Here is a 22,442-nt window from a genome sequence, read left to right on the forward strand (position 1 = left end):
TGTGAAGCACGGGCGACCACTTGGATGCAACATCCGAGAACGCCGCCGTCAACAGGGGCTCATCGACGAAGCGCGGCAAATCCGGTAGCATATTTGTCTCCCTACCCCATCCCCCTGGCCGACAATATGGCAAATTTGCCTCCTGCAACGTCGGCGTCCGGAGCACAACTAATGGTAAAGATATTGCTGGGTCTGGTCGCCGCGGTCGTGATCGCGGTGGGAGGCTTCTTCGGCTTCGAGTACTACACCCAGCATCGAATCAAGGGCGAGGTCGAGGCCGCGTTCGAGCAGATCAGAGCCAGCGGCGGCAAGGCCAGTCACGGCCAGGTATCGTTCGACCTGAAGAGCCGCACGCTCCGAATTGACGATATCGCGACTGAATCGGCAACGCAGCCGCCGGTGCGCGTGAAGGTTGCCAGCATCACAGCCTCCGGCGTCGGTCAGCCGGATACGGCACGCTTCTCGGCCGATGCGATCGAGGCGATCGACCTCGAAATCAATGCCAGCATGCCGGCAGGGGCAGATTGGCAAGTCACCTACAAGGTGCCGCGGATCGCGGCGAAGGATTTTTCCGGTCCGGCAGGCCTGCCGCGGCCACCGGCGTCCTCGTCGACGATAGACCTGTATCGATTGCTTATCGAACAGTTTGGTGCACTCACCGCCTCCTCGATCACGGCACCCAGTGTTGCCGGCACCATGAACTCCGGAAACCCGGCGCTGGGGAAGGGAGAATTCGCCTATTCCAACCTTACGCTGCGCGACATGAAGGCCGGCAGGATCGCCGCTGTTACTATCGACCGAATGACATTCACAGCGACCACGCAACCGAAGGGCAAGCCCGAGAAGGTGACCGGGGACCTGGCCAATCTCGCTGCGCAGGACGTCGATACGCTAGCCGCCGCAGCCATCCTCGATCCACAGCGCGCCAATGACGACCAATACTACCGCGTCTACCGGCAGATTAGCACCGGCGCCTATACGATCACCTCAGGACAAGGTCCGGCGGTGCGTATCGAGGGACTGACGGCCGACGATATCGGGGCGCGGCCCTCGCGGCTGCAGTTGGCTGCGCTGCTGGCAACGATACCGTCCGGCACGGCCCAGCCCACGCCGGCGCAGGCGCGCGAAATGATGGAACGGGCGGCCAAAATCTACGAGGGCGTGCGCATCGGAAACGGCGAGATACGCGGCCTTTCGATGGATATGCCAGAGGGCGGCTTCAAGCTCGCGTCGATGCGCTTCAGTCTGGAGAACGGAAAGACGGGCGAGTTTGCGGTCGAGGGTTTTGACGGCCGCACGCCCCAGGGCCCCGTCAAGCTCAGCCGCTTCGCCCTCAAAAGCGTGGATATCGCCGGCTTGTTGCGCATGAGCGCGCAGTTCTCGAACCCGGCGCAACCGCCATCGCCCGACCTAGCGCTCGGCATGATCGCTCTGCTCGAGGGCGCCGAGCTCAAAGGCTTCACAGCGCCCTACAAGAACACCGGCCGGCCGATCAACGTCGACCTCATCAGCCTCGATTGGGGACAGTTGGTCGGACCTGTTCCGAGCAAGGCACGGCTGATCGCGAAGATGTCCGGTCCCCTCGACACGACGGATCCCGGCCAGCGAATGCTGATTGCCACGGGCCTCGACAAGTTGGCGCTCGATCTCGATCTCGGCACGGTGTGGACCGAAGCATCACGCTCATTCGTGCTGGAGCCGGCAACGGTCGAGCTTGGCGGCATGCTGAAAGCGTCGGCAAGAATTTCGCTCGCCAACGTGCCGCGCGAGGTTTTCTCGATCAATCCGCTTCAGGCAGCCGCCATGGCGACGCAAATCGAGGCCGGCGGAATCGAGCTCACGGTGCGCGATCTCGGTGCCGTTGATCGCGCGGTCGCCCATTATGCCCGGATGCAGAACATCAGCCGCGACGCGGCGCGGCAGGCGATCGTCAAGGACGTTAGGGACAGCGGCGCCACAACGGCGACCAGCAATCCCGACGCCGAGGCGGTTGTGGACTCGCTGGCGCGCTTTATCGAGACGCCGGGAACAACGCTCACGATCAAGCTCACACCACTCGGCAAGGTGCCGGTGATGCAGCTATTCGAGCTACTTCAGACCGATCCGCTCCTTGCCTTAGCGCAGTTCCGGCTAGAGACAACGACGGCGCTCTGAGCCGTCGCGTGCTCTATCCCTTATCCGGCAGGTTGAGCCGGATGTGGAGCTCGCGGAGCTGCTTGGTCGTGACCTCCGATGGCGCGCCCATCAGGAGGTCCACGGCCTGCTGATTCATCGGGAACAGCGAGATTTCGCGCAGGTTCGTGGTTCCGCACAGCAGCATCACGATGCGGTCGACGCCGGCCGCCATGCCGCCATGCGGCGGGGCGCCGTACTGGAATGCGCGATACATGCCGCCGAAGCGCTCGACGACGTCCTTCTCGCCATAGCCCGCGATCTCGAACGCCTTCACCATCGCTTCCGGCTTGTGGTTGCGGATGCCGCCGGAGGCGATCTCGTAGCCGTTGCAGGTGATGTCGTACTGGAACGCCTTGATGGTCAGCGGGTCCTGCCCGTTGAGCGCGTCCAGTCCACCTTGCGGCATCGAGAACGGGTTGTGCGAGAAGTCGACCTTCTTGTCTTCCTCGTTGTACTCGTACATCGGGAAGTCGACGATCCAGGCGAGTTCGAACCGATCCTTGTCGATCAGGTTCAACTCCTCGGCCACCTTGGTGCGAGCGAGGCCCGAAAACTTCCAGAATTTTTCCGGATCGCCCGCGACGAAGAAGGCGGCATCGCCCTCCTTCATGCCGAGCTGGTCGCGGATCGCAGCCGTCCGCTCCACGCCGATGTTGTTGGCGAGCGGACCCGCGCCCTCGCCGCCCTCGCGCCACATGATGTAACCGAGGCCGGGCTGGCCTTCACCTTGCGCCCAGGAATTCATGCGATCGCAGAACGCGCGGCTGCCGCCGCCGGTGCCGGGGATCGCCCAGACCTGGTTCTTCGGGTCTTCCAGCATCCGCGCGAACACCTTGAAGCCGGAGCCGCGGAAATGCTCGGAGACGTCCTGCATCACGATCGGGTTGCGCAGGTCCGGCTTGTCGGTGCCGTATTTGCGCAGAGCTTCCGCAAACGGAATCCGCGGCCAGCCTTTGGTGACCGGCTTGCCCTTGGCAAACTCCTCGAACACACCGGTGACAACCGGCTCCATCGCCGCAAAAATATCTTCTTGCGTGACGAAGCTCATCTCGACATCGAGCTGGTAAAACTCGCCCGGCAGGCGGTCGGCGCGCGGATCCTCGTCGCGGAAGCACGGCGCGATCTGGAAGTAGCGGTCGAAGCCCGACATCATCAGGAGCTGCTTGTACTGCTGCGGCGCCTGCGGCAGCGCGTAGAATTTTCCCGGATGGATTCGCGACGGCACCAAAAAGTCGCGCGCGCCTTCCGGCGAGGACGCAGTCAGGATCGGGGTCTGGAACTCGAAGAAGCCCTGCTCCTTCATCCGCCGGCGCATGGAATCGACGATCGCGCCGCGGGTCATGATGTTCTGGTGCAGCTTCTCGCGACGGAGGTCGAGGAAGCGGTACCTGAGCCTGATATCTTCGGGATATTCCTGCTCGCCGAACACCGGCAGCGGCAGCTCGCCGGCAGGTCCCAGCACCTCGATCTCGCTGACGTAAACCTCGACCCTGCCGGTCGGCAGTTCCGGATTGTCGGTCCCTTCGGGACGGCGGCGCACCTTACCGTCGATCCGCACCACCCATTCCGAGCGGAACTTTTCCACTTCCTTGAACGCCGGCGAGTCCGGGTCGGCGACGCATTGGGTGATGCCGTAATGGTCGCGCAAATCGATGAACAGCACGCCGCCATGGTCGCGGATGCGATGGCACCAGCCGGAAAGACGGGCGATCTGCCCGATGTCGCTCTCACGGAGCGCGCCGCATGTATGTGACCGGTAGCGATGCATGGAAGTCCCAAAAACAGATGTCGGAGGTTGAGAATCGGGGGCCAAAGCCGGTCCGAAGTTGCGGAGGGTTTACCCGACGCAGCCGGGGGCGGCAACCAATGGCGGGGCGGTTTTCGGCTGAAAAACGGCCATTTCGCAGGCCGGCATCCGGGCCGTTTGCCTATTCCGGGGCTGCGCCTATCTTTAGGTCATGACCATTCATTTCCCGTTCCAGAACACCTATTCGGCGTTGCCGGCGAATTTTTTCGCCCGTGTGGCCCCTACCCCGGTCGCCGCCCCGAGGCTGATCAAGCTGAACCGGGCGTTGGCTATCCAGCTCGGCCTCGATCCAGATGTGCTGGAGAGCTCGGAAGGCGCGGAAATCCTCGCCGGAAAGCGCGTGCCTGAGGGCGCCGATCCGATCGCGATGGTCTATGCCGGCCACCAGTTCGGCCAGTTCGTGCCCCAGCTCGGCGATGGCCGCGCCATCCTGCTCGGCGAGGTCATCGACAAGGACGGCGTCCGCCGCGACATCCAGCTCAAGGGCAGCGGGCCTACGCCATTTTCGCGCCGGGGTGACGGCCGCGCCGCGCTTGGGCCGGTCTTGCGCGAATACATCGTCAGTGAGGCGATGTTTGCGCTCGGCATCCCCACCACCCGTTCGCTCGCCGCCGTCGTCACTGGCGAGGGCGTGATGCGCGAGACCATGCTGCCCGGCGCGGTGCTCACGCGTGTCGCCGCAAGCCATGTCCGTGTCGGCACCTTCCAGTTTTTCGCTGCGCGCGGCGACACTGAGGGCGTGCGGGCGCTCGCCGACCACGTCATCGCGCGGCACTATCCCGATGTCGCGAAGGCCGAGCGTCCCTATCATGCGTTGCTCGAAGCCGTCGTCGCCCGCCAGGCCGATCTCGTCGCGCGCTGGCTTCTGGTCGGCTTCATCCATGGCGTGATGAACACCGATAACACTTCGATCTCCGGCGAGACCATCGACTACGGCCCCTGCGCCTTCATGGACGAATACAACCCCGCGCAGGTGTTCTCGTCGATCGACGAGATGGGTCGCTACGCCTATGCCAACCAGCCGCGCATCGCGCTGTGGAATCTGACGCGGCTCGCCGAATGCCTGCTGCGGCTGTTCTCCGACGACCAGGACAAGGCGATCGAACAGGCGCAGTTCATCCTCGGCGAATTCGCAGAGAAATTCACTGCCACCTATCAGGCCGGACTGCGCAAAAAGATCGGCCTGTTCACCGAACGCGACGGCGACGAAGCTTTGATCCAGGATCTGCTCGACGCCATGGCGAAGAACACGGCCGATTTCACCCTCACCTTCCGACGCCTCACCGATGCCGCCGGCGATCCCGCCGAGAACAAGGTTCGCGATCAGTTCACCGATCCCGCCGCTTACGACGAGTGGGCCGCACGCTGGCGCCAGCGCCTCGCCGACGAACCGCAATCCGCCGCCGAACGGCAGGCCGCGATGCGCGCGGTGAATCCGGCTTTCATCGCACGCAACCACCGCGTCGAAGCCGTGATCGCAGCGGCCGTGAACAACGACTACGCGCCGTTCGAGGAATTGCTGACGGTGCTGTCGAAGCCGTATGAGGATCAGCCGGAGTTCGCGGCCTACACAGAGCCGCCGCTCCCCGACCAGCGCGTGCTGCGGACGTTTTGCGGGACGTGACGTCGCGATAGGTGATCTACCTCCCTTTGAAGTCACCCACATGCAGCACGTTCGATAAGACAGTGCTCGAGGTAGATGACGTCCCGTCGATGTTGCTCGCCATCCCGATCAACCAAGGGAGCCTCTTCTCGACTCCCGTCGTTATCGGCTCGCCGGTCATGCCGAACGAATTGAGCGGCCAAATTCCTACAGGCACGATTTCGAGTGTGGCACGCACCAGCCTTGCGCCACCGCCGAAGCTCTTGCTGATGTCGAGCGGATCGACTTTTTCTACCGTCATCGGATCGTTGAGATCGCGAAAGCGAACCAGCATCGGAAGGCTTGTCAACGGCAGTTCGCGCTTGCCGGGCAATTGCCGAAGCTTTTTGAGTCCCTCGTCCACCGTGGGGCCGGGAAATGCGCCACCGTCGAAATTGAACGCGCGCAGAATGATCGACTCCGGCATCGACCGACTGTCGGAGCCGGCGTTCAGCAGCGCAAACAGCGTCCCGCGCGATCCGAGATCGAGGACGACGGCCTCCCCTCGGTAACTGCCTGCAAGATCACTCTGACCAGCGAATCTGGATTGCTTGCTGTAGGTGACTTCGACGACGCTCGATCCAATCTTGGGTTCGCCATCAACCTCGGCCTCAAGCACCAAACGGTATCGCAGCGTCAGGCTGGGGTACGATATGTCGTACAGCACCAGAGCGCCGAGAATCAGGGCAAAGGCAATTCCAAGCCATTTCATGTTAGGTTCTCTTGGTCCACCAGCGTGCGGTCGGCAATCTGCGCGCCGAGAGGTTGAGAAGATGTAACGTTGGTGGGAGTTGGAAGCGTGTACCCCTCGCGCCGCACCCGCCCGTTAACCGCGATCCTTAAGCGCCCATCCACCATCCGCGCACGCGCGGCCACTCCCGGTTCCAAAAATTAAGAAACGGTCAACGCGCTCCCCACAATTCTATCGGTTTATCAGGGGAGAATTGCCGTGGACGCCTTTGCTTTCGAATTCATGGGAATGGTGCTGATTGCGCTCTGCCTCATCGTGCTCGCGATCCCGTCCGGCCGGCGCCGGCCGCGGCACGTGCGCTACGAGTGATCGACTTCAGCACCGTCATACCGCGAAGGCGGGTATCCAGGACGCCGCGGCCTCTCGATTAATCACCAGCGTCTCTGGGATACTGGGTCGCCCGGTCAAGCCAGGCGATGACGTTCTGGGTCCGGCCCTCAAGCCGACGCAAAAAAGCCGTGCTCAGGCTCAAATGCAAGGCTCAAATCCTCCGCGACACCCTTGACATATCAGCGTTTTCGGCAGAACGCCTGTCCGACGCGTCATGGATTGTTCATGGATCTGATTACCACCACTTCCGACCTCGCCGCCGCCTGCTCCCGGCTCGCCCAACACAAGGTCATCACAGTCGATACCGAGTTCCTGCGGGAAACGACGTACTACCCCCTGCTCTGCGTCGTGCAGATGGCAAGCGCGGACGAAGCCGTCGTGATCGACACGCTGGCGCCCGGCATCGACCTCAAGCCGTTCTTCGACCTGATGGGCAACGAGGCGGTGCTGAAGGTGTTTCACGCCGCCCGCCAGGACATCGAGATCGTCTGGCACCAGTCCGGCACCATTCCGCACCCGATCTTCGATACGCAGGTCGCGGCGATGGTGCTGGGCTATGGCGACAGCATCGCCTATGACCAGCTCGTCGAGCGCGTCACCGGTCACCGGCCGGACAAGACCCATCGCTTCACCGACTGGTCGCGCCGGCCGCTGACGCCGGAGCAGATGCATTACGCGATCTCCGACGTCACTCATTTGCGCGACGTCTTTGCCGCCCTCGATGCCGACCTGAAGAAGCGCGGCCGCAGCGACTGGGTCAGCGAGGAGATGGAAGTCCTGACCTCGCCAAGGACCTACGATTTCCACCCCGAGCGCGCCTGGGAGCGGCTGAAGACGCGGGTGCGCAAGCCGAAAGAGCTTGCCGTGCTGATGGAAGTCGCGGCCTGGCGCGAGCAGGAAGCGCAAAGCCGCGACGTGCCGCGCTCACGCGTGCTGAAGGACGATGCAGTCGGCGACATCGCCACCCACGCCCCGACCTCGCTCGAGCGCCTTGCCGGCCTGCGCTCGTTGCCGAAGGGCTTTGACCGCTCCAAATGGGGCAGCGACATCATCGCCGCCGTGCAGCGCGGCCTCGCCCGCGATCACGCCACCTTGCCGAAGATCGAAAAACCGCGCGGCGGTTCGAATGGCGCCGCGACCGTCGAGCTCCTGAAAGTGCTGCTGCGGATGACGTCGGAGCGCCACGCCGTCGCCAGCAAGGTGATCGCGACCGTCGACGATCTCGACCAGATCGCCGCCGACGACCACGCCGACGTCGCTGCCCTCCACGGCTGGCGCCGCGAATTGTTCGGCGAAGCGGCGCTGGCACTGAAGCACGGCAGACTGGCGCTTGCGATCGAAAAAGGCAGGGTCGTCCGGGTCGATCGGACGTGAGTAACAACTTCCGAGAACGTTTCCCGGATGCTGCTCAAGTAGGCCGCCAGGTGGGCGGCTTCCCGATCCGAAGCGTCGACCGGCGTCACGATCGGCATCGAGATTCCGAGACCGCACTTCTGCGGCTGCGCACCGCGCCATCCTTCGATCGAATCGCGGCACAGCCGCCTCATGCACCGGCCTGCGACAGCCCCTTGCTCTGCCGCCATGTGCCGGGAGGCGCGCCGACGAGGCGGCTGAAGGCGCGGTTGAAGGCGGCTTCGGATTCGTAGCCGACACGGGAAGCGATCTCGGCAAGGCTGAGGCCGCTATCGCGAAGCAGTCGCCTGGCGAGGTGCATCCGCCATCCGGCCAGATACGTCATCGGCGCCTCGCCGACCAGCTCGACGAAGCGCTTGCCCAGCGCGGCGCGTGAGATCGCCGCGCGGTCTGCCAGTTCCTCGACGGTCCAGGGCCGCGCCGGCTCGGCGTGAAGCAGCGTCAGCGCCCGGCCGACATGGGGATCGTTGAGGCCCGCCAGCCAGCCGCGACGCCCCTCGGCGACATGGATAAGCTGCCAGCGCACCACCTCCATGAAGAGCAGCTCGGACAAGCGCGCGAGCATGGCGCGGTTTCCGGGACCTGGCCGCATCGCTTCGGCGATGAGCTGACCGGTCGCAGCCTGCCACCAGCCGGCCTCCTGATCGAGCGTGACCGGCTCCGCATAGCGCGCGGTATCAGAAAATGCGTCGAGGATGACCTTACCATTGCGCAGGCGGACGCAAATGAATGCCGGCATCGCATCGAGCAGCGGCCCGAACCGTTGGTCGGAATGCAGGTAGCCGCAAACAAAGCGCGTCTCCTCCCCGCCCCCGCCATGCTTCACCCAGGTGATCTGCTCGGCCGACGCCTTGGGGAAGATGCTGGCAATCGTGACGGGAGCAAGCCCCGGGTCGCTGGTCATGACGTGCTGATCGCCGCGCGGAAACACCAGAACGTCGCCGGCCTCAATCCTGATCGGTTCGAGCTTGCCGCATGTGATCCAGCAGCCGGCGTTCATTGCCAGGTGAAACAGCGTGATCGCTTCCGCGCCCGGCATCAACCGCGAAGCCAGCAAGTCCGGTGGGGAGGTCACGACCGACCATGGCCGCGTAAACTCGGCATTGAAATGAATGGCGCCCGACACACGGATGACGCGCAGAACCTCGGACAAAACGTCCATTTGGCCTCCAGGGCTGGATCACTAAACGGTGCGTAGCGTCTCGGCAAAGAATCTGAGCGCCCCGATCATTGTGTCGACGCTGGCCCGGCCTTAGTTCACCGTCCGGTTCGGTTGAAGCGAGCTTTCCCGGCCCGCCCGATGCGGTCGATCGGGCCATAGCCGGTCCGTCGTGGCAGAACCGGCCGGATTTTATGCGGCACTGGCCGCGGAAATTGTTTCACGAACGGAGATTTTGGATGTTTCTCAAGACGGTTGACGAAACTGAGGCGACAGGCCGCATCGCCAAGCTCTACGCAGCGCAGAAAGCCCAGAGCGGCTTCGTAATGTCCGCGACGCGCTGCTGGACCGCGCGGCCGGATCTTCTGCCGATCTACCAGGAGTTCGCCGACAAGATCCGCACCGGCTTCTCGCTAAGTCCGCGCGACTGGCGGCTGATCACATTCGTCGCCGCAAAGCAGGTGCCGTCCACCTATTGCTCGCACGTCTACGGCAAGCAGCTTCTCGCTGACCTCGGCTCGAAGGAAGCGGTTATGGCCGTGCGACGCAACTTCGCCACGGCGCGACTAAGCGAACGGGACGTCGAAATGCTGCGCTATGCCGAGACGATCGCAAGCGACGCGTCCCGCGTGACGGCGAAAGACATCGAGCGGCTGCGAGCGGTGGGCTTCACCGACGTCCAGATCTGCGACATCGCGCTCTGCGCCGCGTTCCGCTGTTTCGTCGCGCGGTTCTTCGATGCGGTCGGCGCCGGCCCGGAGCCGGCCTTCATCGACGCAGACGCCGATTTTCGCAAGGCGATGACGGTCGGTCGAGCAATCTGATGAAGAGATTTTTTCAACCCAGGACTTTCAACCGAGCATAAGAGGGAGATGACTATGACCACCAGCGTCAAACAGATGATGGAAGCCGCCAACGCAGCGGTGCCGCGCATCACGCCCGCGCAGGCCAAGGAAATGATTGCGAAAGGAAACACCCTCGTCGTCGACGTGCGTGACGCGCCGGAAGTGGAGAAGAGCGGCAAGGTCGCAGGAGCCATCCATGTCTCCCGCGGCATGCTGGAGTTCCGCGCCGACCCCGAGACGCCCTACCACGACAAGAGTTTTGCCAAGGACAAGACGGTCATCCTCTATTGCGCGTCCGGCGGACGATCCGCGCTTGGCGGCAAGGTGCTCAAGGATATGGGGTACCCCAATGTCTACAATCTCGGCGCCTTCAAGGACTGGGCCGAGAGCGGCGAGGCGATCGATAAGCCGATAGAGCGACAATCGTAATCGTCATCACTTGGGCGAGCGCGAATATCCGAGCTGCCGCCAGAGTGGAGGGCCGGCCGTGCATGGCGCGGTGGGCCGAACTAGTACAGTTCGCTACCACTTCAACTCAAGCCCCACCGTGCCCTGATGCGACTGCATCGCGGCGCGGAGTTTGGCGTCGTAGTTTACGTAGAGCCGTGCGCTATTGGTCAGGCTCAGCGAGGCCGAGGCGCCGGCGTCGGCGCCATACCGGCTCTCGCCGATGCCCTGCAGCGTGAGGCTTTGGGCGCCAAGGGTGACCGTGATGTCGGAGAAATTCTGCACGACATTGTCGACGAACTTGCCGTAACCTGACAGGTCGAAAATCTTGCCATCGAAGATCCAGTAATGGCCGATCTCCGCGCCGATCAGCAGCCGCGCGCGCTCCACAGTGGCGCCCGTTGCCGCCACGGGATCGAGGCCGCCGATCTCCTGCAGCGATCCGGTCCGCGCGCGGACATATTCGAACGCGGCCTTGGGCACGACGCGTCCCTGGTCCTTGGACCAGTAATAGCTGATCTCGCTCAACACGCCGTCGAGCCGCGCATTGTATCCGGCGGTCGCAATCCCGAGCCCCGTGTCTCGGCGCGAATTGATGTTGCCAAAGCCGTGCACGACTGCGCTGGCCCAGGTCCACGGCCCGCTGTCGACGGAGGCCGTGAAGCCAAGCTGAGTTAGATCAATGGTGGCCGATTGCAGCGCCAACGGAATGTCGATCGCCGAGCGGCTCTGGTCGACCGAGAAGCCGATATTGACGCCCGGCATCACCCGCGCGCCAATGCCGGCCACGCCGCCCCAGGTCTTTCTGCTGTCGCCGACGAAATCGCCGACCGCGCCGTTCTTGGTCCAGTTCCCGTAGCCTTCGAACCAGGTCCGGTAGCGCGGCGCTTCCGTGCTCTCGGAGGCGCCGCCCCCGCCCGGATTGGTCCGCTGCAGACGGTTGAAACCATTGCTCGACTGGCTGCCCAGCCGTTCCAGGAAATTGCTGCCGAGATTGGTCAGTGTCGCGCTTGATGAGACCGTCGAATTGATCATGGTCAGAGTCGGGCTAGGCGTCGGCGAAGGCGTGGGTGTCGGGGTTGGCGTGGACGTCGGCGATTGCGCGTGGGCGGCGGACATGGCGGTGATGAGCGCGAACGCAATCGCGGCCAGACATGCAAGCGCGTGCCCGGTTCCGATTCTCCATGCTCGCGAAGGCCGCCGTGAGCCGCGCATGTAGTCCATTCCAGAGGGCGAAGGCGCCAGCCCGAAAAAATGCGCAAATGCCGATAAACCGTAACGATTTGCCCCTAGTTCGCGCAAACGGTCAATCGGCGCACTGCCGAATAGGCGCGATTGTGGTTCGGCTGCCACAGCCCGCGACACCAGGACGATTTACCGGAGCCCGCCAGAACCTTGCTAACGCCCAAATTTCGTGTTGCAATCCCAAGCGCAATCGGATTCAGGCCGTTCGACTGTGCGTTTCGCGAGCAGGAAATCTAGCAGCTACCGGGAAGCCCGTTTGTGGCGTGGCACGTGGAAAACGTGGCCGCGTCTTTTTTGTATCTAGACCAAACTTGGAGACAGGCGATGGCGATGCACAAGGGCAGCGTCAAGTGGTTCAACCCCACCAAGGGGTATGGGTTCATCAAGCCGGCGGTCGGCGAGAAGGACGTGTTCGTCCACATCTCGGCCGTCGAGCGTGCGGGGCTCACCACTCTCAACGAGAACCAGCACGTCGAGTACGACCTTGTCGAAAACCGCGGCAAGACGTCCGCGGAAAACCTCAAGGTCACGTAGACTTCATCGACGCAAATTGCCCCCGGCCTCGCCGGGGGATTTTGTTTGCGCCCTGCCCTGGAATTCAGGCCGCCGCCCCGCAGCCGGCGATCTCGCTGAGTTCCGGATAGAATCGCGCGGTCATCCGGCCGACATAGCGCCGCAGGTTGGCATGGCTTGCGGCCGCCCGCTGCAAATCCGACTCGAACAGCGGACAAATCGCACAGACCGCGAAGGCGAACATCGTGGCGTCGATGCCGGCGGGCTCCCTGCCCATGAAAAACGGCTTGTCGCCGAGATAGGCCGCCATCGCGTCGATCGAGCGGATCCCGATCGCGGTGATCTCGTCTTTGGAGTGACGGCCGATTCCCTGGCCGTGCAGCGTCTTGCGCAGGCGGCGGCGGACCATCGAAACCACGACCGGCCGGACCGGCGCCGGCACGCCCCTGAAGAAATTGACCGGACCTTTGCGGAAATTGTCCTCGATCATCCAGCGGAAGTAGACGCTGGCCCAGTAGAGATTGTCCTCCGCCATCTTCTCGAAGGCCCAGGAGATGGCGAGCTGCTCGGCGCTGAGGCCCTGGTCGAAATCGATGCCGTATTTCTTTTCGAGATGCCAGCGGATCAGCGTGGAATCGCCGAGCAATTGGCCGTCGTCCTCGATGTAGGGAATTTTGCCTTTGGGCGCCTTCGAAAAGCTCATCGGCGCTTTTCTGAACGGCAGTTTCGACATCCGTAGCAAGGTCTCGGCCTTGGTCACGAACGGGCTTGCGTCGGGAAGGCCGAAATTGGGCCCGGAGCCATAGAGCGTGATCATGGAAACCTCAATGGATTTAGCGGAGCGCGGTCGCCGCGCTCGTTCGCACACACCTTGCGGATAATATCAGATCGTCCGCGGCGAAATCAGGGTGCCATCGCGTTCGGCCCCATCGGCGACCTTGCAGATGTCGCCTTCGAGGCGGAGCTTTCCGCTCGCGAGCAAGCGCAGCGCCTCGGGGTAGATACGATGCTCGATGCCGAGAATGCGCTGCGACAACGTCTCTGCCGTATCGTCGTCGGCCACCGTCACCGCGCCTTGCATCACGATCGGGCCGGCGTCGGTTTCGGGAATCACGAAGTGCACGGTCGCGCCCGAGATCTTGACCCCAGCCTGCAGCGCCTGACCGTGCGGATCGAGACCCGGAAAGGATGGTAGCAGCGAGGGATGGATGTTGAGCATTTTTCCGTACCAGCGCTGCACGAATTCGGCGGTGAACAGCCGCATGAATCCGCCGAGGCAGATCAGTTCGACCTGCTTTTCATCCAGCGCCCGCTGCAGGACGGCCTCAAAGGCCGCGCGGTCCTTGCCGAACGGCTTGCTCTCGACAACCAGTGTCCGGATGCCACTCGCGGCTGCCTTCTCCAGCCCAGGCGCATCGGTCCGGTTGGAAATGACGGCGACGATCTCGGCCGGAAAATCCGCAGCCTTCGCCGCATCGATCAGCGCGGCCATGTTCGACCCGCGCCCGGAGATCAGGATAGCGACCCGGCGCTTCATTGCGCGAGATCGAGATGGCCGTTGTAGGCCACGCGATGTTCGCTCGCAGCCGGGATCACTTCGCCGAGCAAGGCGACGGTCTCGCCGCTTTCAGTCAGGATCTCCGTCACCTTCTCGACCGCATCCGGCTTGACGATGGCGACCATGCCGATGCCGCAGTTGAAGGTGCGCAGCATTTCGAGTTCGGCGATGCCGCCCTGCTCCGCCAGCCATTTGAACACCGGCAACACTGGCAGCCGCGCCAGATCGATGCCGACGCCGAGGTGCTTTGGCAGCACGCGTGGGATGTTGTCGGTGAAGCCGCCGCCGGTGATATGGGCAAGCCCCTTGATCGCGCCGGTTTCGCGGATCGCGCGCAGGCAGGATTTCACATAGAGCCGCGTCGGCGTCAGCAGCGCGCCGCCCAGCGTCATGACCGGCGAGAACGGCGCCGGCGCATCGAAAGCCACGCGGGATTGTGCGACGATTTTGCGGACCAGCGAAAAGCCGTTGGAATGAACACCGGATGAGGCCAATCCGATCACGGCGTCGCCCACGGCAATGTCCGCGGTCGGCAACAGCGTGCCGCGCTCGGCAGCCCCCACCGCAAAGCCTGCGAGGTCGTAATCGCCGTCCTTGTAGAGCCCCGGCATCTCGGCGGTCTCGCCGCCGATCAGGGCGCAGCCGGACTCCCGGCAGCCCTCGGCGACGCCTGCCACGATGGCCGCCGCGGCGTCGGGGTCCAACTTGCCACAGGCGAAATAGTCGAGGAAGAACAACGGTTCCGCGCCCTGCACGACGAGGTCGTTGACCGACATTGCCACCAGGTCGATGCCGATACCGCCATGCAGGCCGGTCTCGATCGCGATCTTGACCTTGGTGCCGACGCCGTCGGTCGCCGCCACCAGCACCGGATCCTTGAAACCCGCCGCCTTGAGGTCGAACAAGCCGCCAAAACCGCCGATTTCGGCATCGGCGCCAGCCCGGGCGGTGGCGCGCACCATCGGCTTGATGAGATCGACCAGGCGGTTGCCCGCATCGATATCGACGCCCGAATCCGTGTAAGTCAGCCCGTTTTTGCGGTCGTTCATGCCCAAATTCCAGTATGATGACGGCTGGTTACGAGGAATTCCGCGATCCTGCAATGGCTCGCAAGCGCTTGGCGCATATACTATGTAGATAAGAGCCGGCTGTACCCGCCAGGGGCCGGATTTAGGCCGGGAGCCGGGAAGCGACCGAGTTGAGCATTCCAAATATCATTACGCTGGGGCGCATCATTCTGGTGCCGGTCATCGTCTGGGCGATCGTTTCCAGCCAGATGGAAATCGCGTTTGCGATTTTCGTCATCGCCGGGGTCAGCGACGCCGTCGATGGCTTTCTCGCCAAGCGCTTCAACATGTCGAGTGAACTGGGCGCCCTGCTCGACCCGCTTGCCGACAAGGCACTTCTGGTTTCCATCTTCGTGGCGCTCGGCATCTGGGGTGCGGTGCCGCGCTGGCTCGTCATCCTCGTGGTGTCGCGCGACATCATGATCGTGACGGCCGTGATCGTGTCATGGCTGTTCGACAAGCCGATCCCGATGAAGCCCCTGATGGTGTCGAAGCTCAACACGGTGGCGCAGGTGGCGTTCGCGGCGCTGGTGCTGGCGTCGCTCGGTTTCAACTTCAAGCCGGCGCCCTATGACGTGATCCTGATGGGTTTTGTTACGGTCTTTACTTTGGTTTCCGTCTCGCTCTATCTCGTCGAATGGGTGCGGCACATGAGCACGATCGAAGCGCGCTAGGTTGTTCTTTTGTTTTTGCGCGTTTTTTCTCGCAAGCCGTGCCCGCCCGGATCAAGTCCGGGACAGGCTTTCGCTCGAAAGCGCTATGAAAGCCTGAATGTCCCGGCCTGGAGATTTGCGTGGTAGTTCGCGTTCAACCTCGTCAGCTTGCCTTTGCGCTGCCGCATGCGGAGAGCCTGACGCGCGACAATTTCCTCGAGGGTCCGGCCAATGAAGCCGCACTCGCGCTGATCGAAAGCTGGCCGGATTGGCCGAACCGCATCATGCTGCTGGCGGGGCCGGAGGGATCCGGCAAGAGCCATCTCGCCGCGATCTGGGCCGAACAGGCGGGCGCGCGCTCGATCTCAGCGCACGCGCTCAACGCCGCTGCCGTCCCCGGCGCACTCGCCACCGGGGCACTGGTGGTCGAGGATCTGAGGCCTGCCGACTTCGACGAACGCGCCTTGTTTCATCTGCTGAACCTGGCACGCGAGGACGGGGCGTTCGTCCTGATCACGGGACGCGTTCCACCGGCGGCGTTCGAGATCGAGCTGCGCGATCTCCGGTCGCGGCTGCGCGCCGCCCCCCTCGTGTCGCTATTGCCGCCGGATGACCTGTTGTTTCGTGGCCTGATCGTCAAATTCTGCGCGGACCGCCAATTGAGCATCGACGAGACGGTGGTGAGCTACCTCGCCACCCGAATCGAACGGTCCTATGCCGCTGCTCGCCAGGCGGTCGAGCTCCTGGATACCGAGGCGCTGCGGCTCGGCCGGCCGGTCACCCGGGCGCTGGCCGCGGAACTCTTGCGCAACGCCTGATCGGGTAGCTCCTGCTGCGTCCTGCCGCCTTGACGCCGGCTGTACGCGGAACATCAATGTCATTGAAACGTCATCGGCGTATCACATGCTGTGGGCCGCTTTCCCTTAAAGTCGGCCCTGCCACTAAAGTCGGCCCTGCCTCGCTCGCGATGGATCAAAGCCTTATGGAATTGGTACAAGCCGTTGAAATAAAAGAAAAAGAGCCGATTGCCGAAGCTCCGTCCGCGATCGTCACGAGCCCGGAGCGATTCATCAATCGGGAACTATCTTGGCTGCATTTCAACCGCCGGGTGCTCGAAGAATCGGTCAATCCCGGCCATCCGTTGCTGGAACGGGTGCGATTCCTGTCGATTTCGGCCAATAACCTTGATGAATTCTTCATGGTTCGCGTGGCCGGCATCAAGGCGCAGGTCCGTGAAGGCATCGCCGAGCGCAGCCCCGATGGCCTGACGCCGTCCGAGCAGCTCACTCTCATCAACAAGACGGTTTCGGAACTGGCTTCCGACCAGCAGGCGATCTGGCGCGATCTGCGCACCACCCTGTCGGACGCCGGCATCATGCTGGTCGACGGCCACGACTTCACCAAGGTGGAGCGCGGCTGGCTCGAGGATCACTTCCTCCGCAGCATCTTCCCGCTGCTGACGCCGCTGGCGATCGATCCCGCGCACCCGTTCCCGTTCATCCCGAGCCTCGGCTTCACCATCGCGCTGCAATTGTTGCGGACTTCCGACGGCAAGGCGATGAACGCGCTGATCCGCATGCCCGGCAAGATCGACCGCTTCATCCGCGTGCCCAAGGACGGCGCGGTGCACCTGATCCCGCTGGAGCAGGCCACCGGCCTGTTCATCGGCCGCCTGTTCCCCGGTTACACCGTCAAGGGCCAGGGCGCGTTTCGCATCATCCGCGACTCCGAACTCGAAATTGAAGAAGAGGCCGAGGATCTGGTCCGCGTGTTCGAGACTGCGCTGAAGCGGCGGCGGCGCGGTTCGGTGATCCGGCTGGAGATAGAAGCCAAGATGCCGGAAGCGCTGCGCACCTTCGTGCAGCAGGCGCTTTCCGCCGCCGACGACGAGGTGTTTCTGGTCGACGGCGTGCTGGCGATGAACGAGCTGTCGCAGCTCACCCGGCTCGACCGTCCCGATCTCGAATTCGTGCCTTATGTGCCGCGCCATCCCGAGCGAGTGCGCGACCACGCCGGGGACATCTTCGCGGCGATCCGGCAAAAGGACCTCATCGTCCATCATCCTTACGAATCCTTCGACGTCGTCGTGCAATTCCTGCAGCAAGCCCTCCGCGACCCCGACGTCGTTGCCATCAAGCAGACGCTCTACCGCACCTCGAGCAATTCTCCGATTGTGCGGGCGCTCGCCGAGGCCGCGGAAGCCGGCAAGTCGGTGACCGCGCTGATCGAGCTGAAAGCGCGGTTCGACGAGGAAGCCAATATCCGCTGGGCGCGCGACCTCGAACGCGCCGGCGTGCAGGTCGTGTACGGCTTTCTCGAACTGAAGACGCACGCCAAGCTGTCGATGGTGGTGCGGCGCGAGGGCGGTAACCTGACGACCTATGTGCATACCGGCACCGGCAATTATCATCCGGTCACCGCGCGCATCTATACCGACCTTTCCTATTTCACGTCGGACCCGATCATCGGCCGCGACGCGGCGCGGGTGTTCAACTACATCACCGGCTATGCGGAGCCGAGCGACATCGAGCGGATGGCGGTGTCGCCGCTGACGCTACGCAAGCGCATCATCGAACACATCAAGGGCGAGACCAATCACGCAAGGCACGGCAAGCCGGGCGCGATCTGGATGAAGATGAATTCGCTGGTCGACCCCGACATCATCGACGCGCTCTACGAGGCCTCACAGGCCGGCGTGTCGATCGAACTGGTGGTGCGCGGCATCTGCTGTCTGCGGCCCGGCCTGCCCGGGCTATCGGACAATATCCGCGTCAAATCGGTGATCGGCCGTTTCCTGGAGCACGGCCGAATCTACTGCTTTGGTATGGGGCAAGGCCTGCCCGGGCCGAAGGCGGCTGTGTATATCTCGTCCGCCGACATGATGCCGAGGAACCTCGACCGCCGCGTCGAAATCCTCTGTCCATTGCAAAATCCCACGGTACATCAGCAAGTTCTCGAACAAATCATGGTCGCGAATCTGAAGGATACCGAGCAGAGCTGGCAATTGTTGCCGGATGGGTCTTCAACGCGTATGAAGGCCGCGAAAGGCGAAGAGCCGTTCAACCTGCATAACTATTTCATGACGAATCCGAGCCTGTCTGGACGTGGAAAGTCTCTCAAGGAATCTTCGCCGCGCCGCCTCACGCGCCGTACCGAACGTCAGCAATCGTCATAAAGGAGCGCCGCTGTGAAGCGGCCGCGCAAGCGCGCTTCCAGCGTCGCCGTCATCGACATCGGTTCGAACTCGGTTCGTCTCGTCGTCTATGAGACGATGGCGCGCAGCCTCGTCACCATCTTCAACGAAAAGGCGCTGTGCGGGCTCGGCCGCGAGGTGCAGAGCACCGGCCTGTTGGCTGAGGATGCGGTTACCAAGGCGCTGACGGCGCTACGGCGATTTCGCGCGCTGTGCCGCATCCAGCAGGTGGAGCGCGTCTTCGCCATCGCCACGGCCGCCTGCCGCGACGCCAAGAACGGTCCCGACTTCATCGCCAAAGCCGAGCGCATCTGCGGCGCACCGATTCAGATCCTGTCCGGTCCGCGCGAGGCAAAACTGTCCGCGCTCGGCGTCATCTCCGGCATCCACAATCCCGACGGCATCGTCGGCGATCTCGGCGGCGGTTCGCTCGAACTGATCGATGTGGAGAAAAACCGGGTCCACAGCGGCGTCACGCTGCCGCTGGGAAGCCTGGCGCTACAGGATCTCTCGGAGAAATCCTTGAAGCGCGCCGAGCGCATCGTCCGCGACGATCTCTCCGGCGTCGCCCAGCTCAAGGCCGGCCATGGCCGCACATTCTATGCGGTCGGCGGCACCTGGCGCGCGCTCGCACGTATTCACATCGTCCAAAGCGGCTATCCGTTACGCGTGATGCACGGCTATTCGTTACCTGCCGCCGACGCGCTCGATTTCGCCCGGCGCCTGCGCCGGCTGGCGGCCGCCAACATGCTCGCGGACATCGAAGTCGTCGCGGATGCACGGCGTCCGCTGCTCACCTATGCGGCGCTGGTGCTCGAATACATCATCCGCGTCGGCCAGCCGAAGACGATCGTGTTCTCGACCTTCGGGGTCCGCGAGGGCCTGCTCTACGAGATGCTGCCGCCGCAGGAGCGCGCCAAGGACGGCTTCATCTGCGCAGCCCAAACCTTGAACGGGCTGTTGTCGCGCTCCGCACGCCACGCCGAGGAACTGGTCGCATGGACCGATCGGCTGGTGCGGGTCGTGAAGCTGCGCGAGACCGAGGAGGACCGCCGCCTGCGCCACGCCGCCTGCCTGCTTTCCGATATCGGATGGCGCGTGCACCCCGACCACCGCGGCGAGGAAACGCTGAGCCTGATCACCAACGGCAATTTCGGCTCGATCAGCCATCAAGGCCGCGCCTTTGTCGCGCTGTCGGTGTTCTACCGCTATGCGGGCTTGAGCGAAGAGAACGAGCCGCCGGAGCGCGTCCGCGGGCTGGTGCCGCCGGCGATGGATGAGCGTGCGCGCCTTCTCGGCGCGGCGTTCCGCGTCGCACACCTGATAACGGCCGCGCGCACCGGCGTGTTGCCCGCGACGCATTTCCGCACCAACGGCCGCAAGCTGATGCTGGTGTTTGAGCATCGCATGGTCGATCTCGTCGCCGACCGCGTTGGCAGCCGCTTCAAGCAACTGGCGCGGCTCGTCGGGCGCGCCGGCTCGATCGTGCGGAAGTAAGACGGAAAGGCGGCGTTCACAACGCGCCTTCCGTTTGTCGTCCTTTCCGCCACAGCCTGCTTTTTGGAGCCGGCACGCACAACACCCGGCTACTTCTTTTTTGGTGTCAGCCAGTCTTCATCTTCCAGGGACGGGGCCCGCTTCTGCTGCTCCAGGATTTTCTTGTACTCCTCGGGAATCACCTGACTGCGTGACGCCTCGTGCAGCGTGTGCGGGAACCAGGTCGCAATGCCGGGGAAGGCAACCATCAGCCCAACGCAGATCACCTGCAGGATCATGAACTGGAACATGCCGGCGTAAATCGTCGCGAGACTCCAGCCCTTGACCACCTGCTTGAGATAGTACGCCGACATGGCGACCGGCGGCGACAGAAAGGCGGTCTGCAGCACCACCGCAACCAACGCTCCGAACCATATCAGGTCGATGCCCATGCCCTTCACAACGGGATAGAAGATCGGCAGGAACACCAGGATGATGGCTGGCCATTCGAACGGCCAACCCAGCAGGAAAATGAGAAAGAGCACGACAATCAGCATGAGGCTTGGCGGCAACTGGAGGCCGAGCATCGTCTCGGTGATCCAGTTCGCCGAGCCGAGACGAGCGAACACCGCACCGAAAATATTCGACGTGACCGCGAGCAGCAGCACCATGCTCGACGTCGCCATCGTCGAGATCAGCGCGCGCTGCAGTCCGCTGAGTGAGAACCTGCCATATGCGATGGACAGGATCAGCGCACCGACGCTGCCGATGCCGGCGGCCTCCGTCGGTGTCGCAAGCCCCCCGATGATCGAGCCAAGCGTCGCCGTGATGAGCCCGAGCAGGGGCAGCGTGCCGATGATCACCTCGCGCGCAATGTACGCCGCCGAGTAGATCCGCTCGTCCATCGGCACCGGCGGCCCGAGCTTGGGATTCATGAAGGCGCGCACCATCAGATAGCTGATGTAGAGGCCGGCCAGCAGGAAGCCCGGCCCGAAGGCTGCGGCATAGAGATCGGCGACCGACACCCCGAGCACCGGGCCCATCACGATCAGCATCACCGACGGTGGAATGAGAATGCCGAGCGTGCCGCCCGCTGTGATAGTGCCCGCTGAAAGCTTGGCGTCGTAACCCGCCTTCGTCATGATCGGCGAGGCCATGATGCCAAGAACGGTGACGGCTGCTCCGACGATACCAGTCGCCATCGCGAACACGGTCGAGGTCAGGATGACGACGAGGAAGAGCGCGCCGCGCACCGGCGCAAGCAGCATGCGGAACGCCGTAAAAAGGCGCTCCATGAGGCCCGCCTGCTCGGTGATGAAGCCCATGAAGATGAACAGCGGCACGGCGGCCAGCAGTTCCTCCTTCATCATGCCGATGGTCTGGAAGTAGCCTAGTTCGAAGACCGTTGAGCCCATGCCCCAGTAGCCGAACGAAAAGGCGAGAAACAGCAGTGTGAACGAGATCGGCACGCCGATGAAGATCGCTCCAAGCAGGACCAGAAGCATGATGAGGCCGATGAGCGCTTCTGCGGTCATATCTCGACCTTCTCCTTGTGCTCGAGCTCGACACCGGTGCGCATCATGTAGATGCTCTTGATCAACTCGGACACGCCCTGGATGAGCAGCAGGAAGCAGGCGAGCGGCACGACGAACTTGAACGGCCACAGCACGGGTCGCCATGGTGTCTGGTCCGAGGTCTCGTTGATCTGAAAGGCGTAGTGAAATTCGTTCCAGCTAATCAGCAACAGCATGATCAGGCTCGGGAAGAAGAAGACGATATAGGAGATCGTATCAATCCAGCCCTTCCTGCGGACGGAGAACTTCTCCCAGAAGAAGTCGGTACGTATATGAGCGCCCTTGTGCAGCGCGTAAGCAGCGCCCAGCATGAACAGCGAGCCGTAGAGCATGTAGGTTGCGTCGTAGGCCCAAATGGTCGGCGCGTTGAACAAATAGCGCGCTGTAACCTCGTAGGCGACGGCCAGAACAAGCGGCACCGACAGCCACGAGATGATCGTGCCGGTCCGGTCAGTGAAGCCGTCGATGACCCGGATTGCTGCCAGCAGCGCCGGCGATTGTCTGTCAGTTACCTCAGCCATCCCTCCCCCTACCGTCGACGTCGGCGCGGCGCGCCTTGCGGCGCGACGCAGGCCGGCTGCGCGTGAATGGGGC

Annotated in this window: 19 protein-coding genes; 10 read left to right on the plus strand and 9 right to left on the minus strand. The window is 63.3% G+C overall.

Going from position 1 to position 22,442, the window contains the following annotated elements:
• Positions 1 to 171 precede the first annotated feature (171 nt).
• Positions 172 to 2,154 carry a hypothetical protein gene (locus tag V1278_RS24180; protein WP_334382421.1) on the plus strand — a complete coding sequence of 661 codons (1,983 nt, stop codon included), beginning with the start codon at positions 172 to 174 and terminating at the stop codon, positions 2,152 to 2,154.
• 13 nt (positions 2,155 to 2,167) lie between these two features.
• Here V1278_RS24180 and aspS read toward each other — a convergent pair whose 3' ends face one another.
• Complete coding sequence (gene aspS, locus V1278_RS24185; protein WP_334368555.1) at positions 2,168 to 3,943, minus strand: aspartate--tRNA ligase; 1,776 nt, start codon at positions 3,941 to 3,943, stop codon at positions 2,168 to 2,170.
• Between the two features lie 190 nt (positions 3,944 to 4,133).
• Here aspS and V1278_RS24190 point away from each other — a divergent pair, with 190 nt between their 5' ends.
• A complete protein-coding gene (locus V1278_RS24190) occupies positions 4,134 to 5,606 on the plus strand; it encodes a protein adenylyltransferase SelO (RefSeq protein ID WP_334368554.1) in 1,473 nt (490 codons plus the stop codon).
• 16 nt (positions 5,607 to 5,622) lie between these two features.
• Here V1278_RS24190 and V1278_RS24195 read toward each other — a convergent pair whose 3' ends face one another.
• Positions 5,623 to 6,243 carry a hypothetical protein gene (locus tag V1278_RS24195; RefSeq protein WP_334382422.1) on the minus strand — a complete coding sequence of 207 codons (621 nt, stop codon included), beginning with the start codon at positions 6,241 to 6,243 and terminating at the stop codon, positions 5,623 to 5,625.
• Positions 6,244 to 6,930: 687 nt separating this feature from the next.
• Here V1278_RS24195 and rnd point away from each other — a divergent pair.
• Positions 6,931 to 8,079, plus strand: a complete 1,149-nt coding sequence (gene rnd / locus V1278_RS24200) for a ribonuclease D (protein ID WP_334368552.1) — start codon at positions 6,931 to 6,933, stop codon at positions 8,077 to 8,079.
• A gap of 169 nt (positions 8,080 to 8,248) precedes the next feature.
• Here the strand turns inward: rnd and V1278_RS24205 are convergent, their stop codons facing one another.
• A complete protein-coding gene (locus tag V1278_RS24205) occupies positions 8,249 to 9,280 on the minus strand; it encodes an AraC family transcriptional regulator (RefSeq protein WP_334368551.1) in 1,032 nt (343 codons plus the stop codon).
• A 236-nt stretch (positions 9,281 to 9,516) separates the two neighbouring features.
• Between V1278_RS24205 and V1278_RS24210 the strand changes: the two genes are divergently transcribed.
• A complete protein-coding gene (locus V1278_RS24210; protein ID WP_334382423.1) occupies positions 9,517 to 10,101 on the plus strand; it encodes a carboxymuconolactone decarboxylase family protein in 585 nt (194 codons plus the stop codon).
• A 54-nt stretch (positions 10,102 to 10,155) separates the two neighbouring features.
• Positions 10,156 to 10,551 carry a rhodanese-like domain-containing protein gene (locus V1278_RS24215; protein WP_334382424.1) on the plus strand — a complete coding sequence of 132 codons (396 nt, stop codon included), beginning with the start codon at positions 10,156 to 10,158 and terminating at the stop codon, positions 10,549 to 10,551.
• Between the two features lie 93 nt (positions 10,552 to 10,644).
• On the opposite strand, the gene V1278_RS24220 is transcribed toward V1278_RS24215, so the two are convergent.
• The gene (locus V1278_RS24220) at positions 10,645 to 11,604 is read right to left on the minus strand and encodes an autotransporter outer membrane beta-barrel domain-containing protein (RefSeq protein WP_442893741.1); all 960 of its coding nucleotides are present in this window, start codon (positions 11,602 to 11,604) and stop codon (positions 10,645 to 10,647) included.
• A 540-nt stretch (positions 11,605 to 12,144) separates the two neighbouring features.
• On the opposite strand from V1278_RS24220, the gene V1278_RS24225 reads away from it, so the two are divergent.
• The gene (locus V1278_RS24225) at positions 12,145 to 12,348 is read left to right on the plus strand and encodes a cold-shock protein (protein ID WP_028346424.1); all 204 of its coding nucleotides are present in this window, start codon (positions 12,145 to 12,147) and stop codon (positions 12,346 to 12,348) included.
• A gap of 64 nt (positions 12,349 to 12,412) precedes the next feature.
• Here V1278_RS24225 and V1278_RS24230 read toward each other — a convergent pair whose 3' ends face one another.
• From V1278_RS24230 to purM, 3 genes are all read right to left on the minus strand, one after another.
• Positions 12,413 to 13,144 (minus strand): glutathione S-transferase family protein, encoded by a 732-nt coding sequence (locus V1278_RS24230; RefSeq protein WP_334368547.1) that lies wholly within the window; start codon positions 13,142 to 13,144, stop codon positions 12,413 to 12,415.
• A 66-nt stretch (positions 13,145 to 13,210) separates the two neighbouring features.
• Positions 13,211 to 13,864 carry a phosphoribosylglycinamide formyltransferase gene (purN, locus tag V1278_RS24235; RefSeq protein WP_334382426.1) on the minus strand — a complete coding sequence of 218 codons (654 nt, stop codon included), beginning with the start codon at positions 13,862 to 13,864 and terminating at the stop codon, positions 13,211 to 13,213.
• Positions 13,861 to 14,934 (minus strand): phosphoribosylformylglycinamidine cyclo-ligase, encoded by a 1,074-nt coding sequence (purM, locus tag V1278_RS24240; RefSeq protein ID WP_334382427.1) that lies wholly within the window; start codon positions 14,932 to 14,934, stop codon positions 13,861 to 13,863. Before purM ends, purN begins: the two co-directional genes overlap by 4 nt.
• A 149-nt stretch (positions 14,935 to 15,083) precedes the next feature.
• On the opposite strand from purM, the gene V1278_RS24245 reads away from it, so the two are divergent.
• The 4 genes from V1278_RS24245 (at position 15,084) to ppx (ending at position 20,295) form a co-directional block, all read left to right on the plus strand.
• Complete coding sequence (locus V1278_RS24245; protein ID WP_028346428.1) at positions 15,084 to 15,626, plus strand: CDP-alcohol phosphatidyltransferase family protein; 543 nt, start codon at positions 15,084 to 15,086, stop codon at positions 15,624 to 15,626.
• A gap of 119 nt (positions 15,627 to 15,745) precedes the next feature.
• A complete protein-coding gene (locus V1278_RS24250; protein WP_334382428.1) occupies positions 15,746 to 16,423 on the plus strand; it encodes a chromosomal replication initiator DnaA in 678 nt (225 codons plus the stop codon).
• A 164-nt stretch (positions 16,424 to 16,587) separates the two neighbouring features.
• Positions 16,588 to 18,780, plus strand: a complete 2,193-nt coding sequence (locus tag V1278_RS24255; protein ID WP_334382429.1) for an RNA degradosome polyphosphate kinase — start codon at positions 16,588 to 16,590, stop codon at positions 18,778 to 18,780.
• 12 nt (positions 18,781 to 18,792) lie between these two features.
• Positions 18,793 to 20,295 (plus strand): exopolyphosphatase, encoded by a 1,503-nt coding sequence (gene ppx / locus V1278_RS24260; protein WP_334368542.1) that lies wholly within the window; start codon positions 18,793 to 18,795, stop codon positions 20,293 to 20,295.
• Positions 20,296 to 20,384: 89 nt separating this feature from the next.
• Here ppx and V1278_RS24265 read toward each other — a convergent pair whose 3' ends face one another.
• Together V1278_RS24265 and V1278_RS24270 are read right to left on the minus strand one after the other, a co-directional pair.
• Positions 20,385 to 21,809, minus strand: coding sequence for a TRAP transporter large permease (locus tag V1278_RS24265; protein WP_334382430.1), 1,425 nt, complete (start codon positions 21,807 to 21,809; stop codon positions 20,385 to 20,387).
• Positions 21,806 to 22,369 carry a TRAP transporter small permease subunit gene (locus tag V1278_RS24270; RefSeq protein ID WP_334382431.1) on the minus strand — a complete coding sequence of 188 codons (564 nt, stop codon included), beginning with the start codon at positions 22,367 to 22,369 and terminating at the stop codon, positions 21,806 to 21,808. The genes V1278_RS24265 and V1278_RS24270 overlap by 4 nt, the downstream gene beginning before the upstream one ends.
• Positions 22,370 to 22,442 lie beyond the last annotated feature (73 nt).

This window comes from Bradyrhizobium sp. AZCC 1577 (assembly GCF_036924575.1).
GTDB lineage: Bacteria > Pseudomonadota > Alphaproteobacteria > Rhizobiales > Xanthobacteraceae > Bradyrhizobium.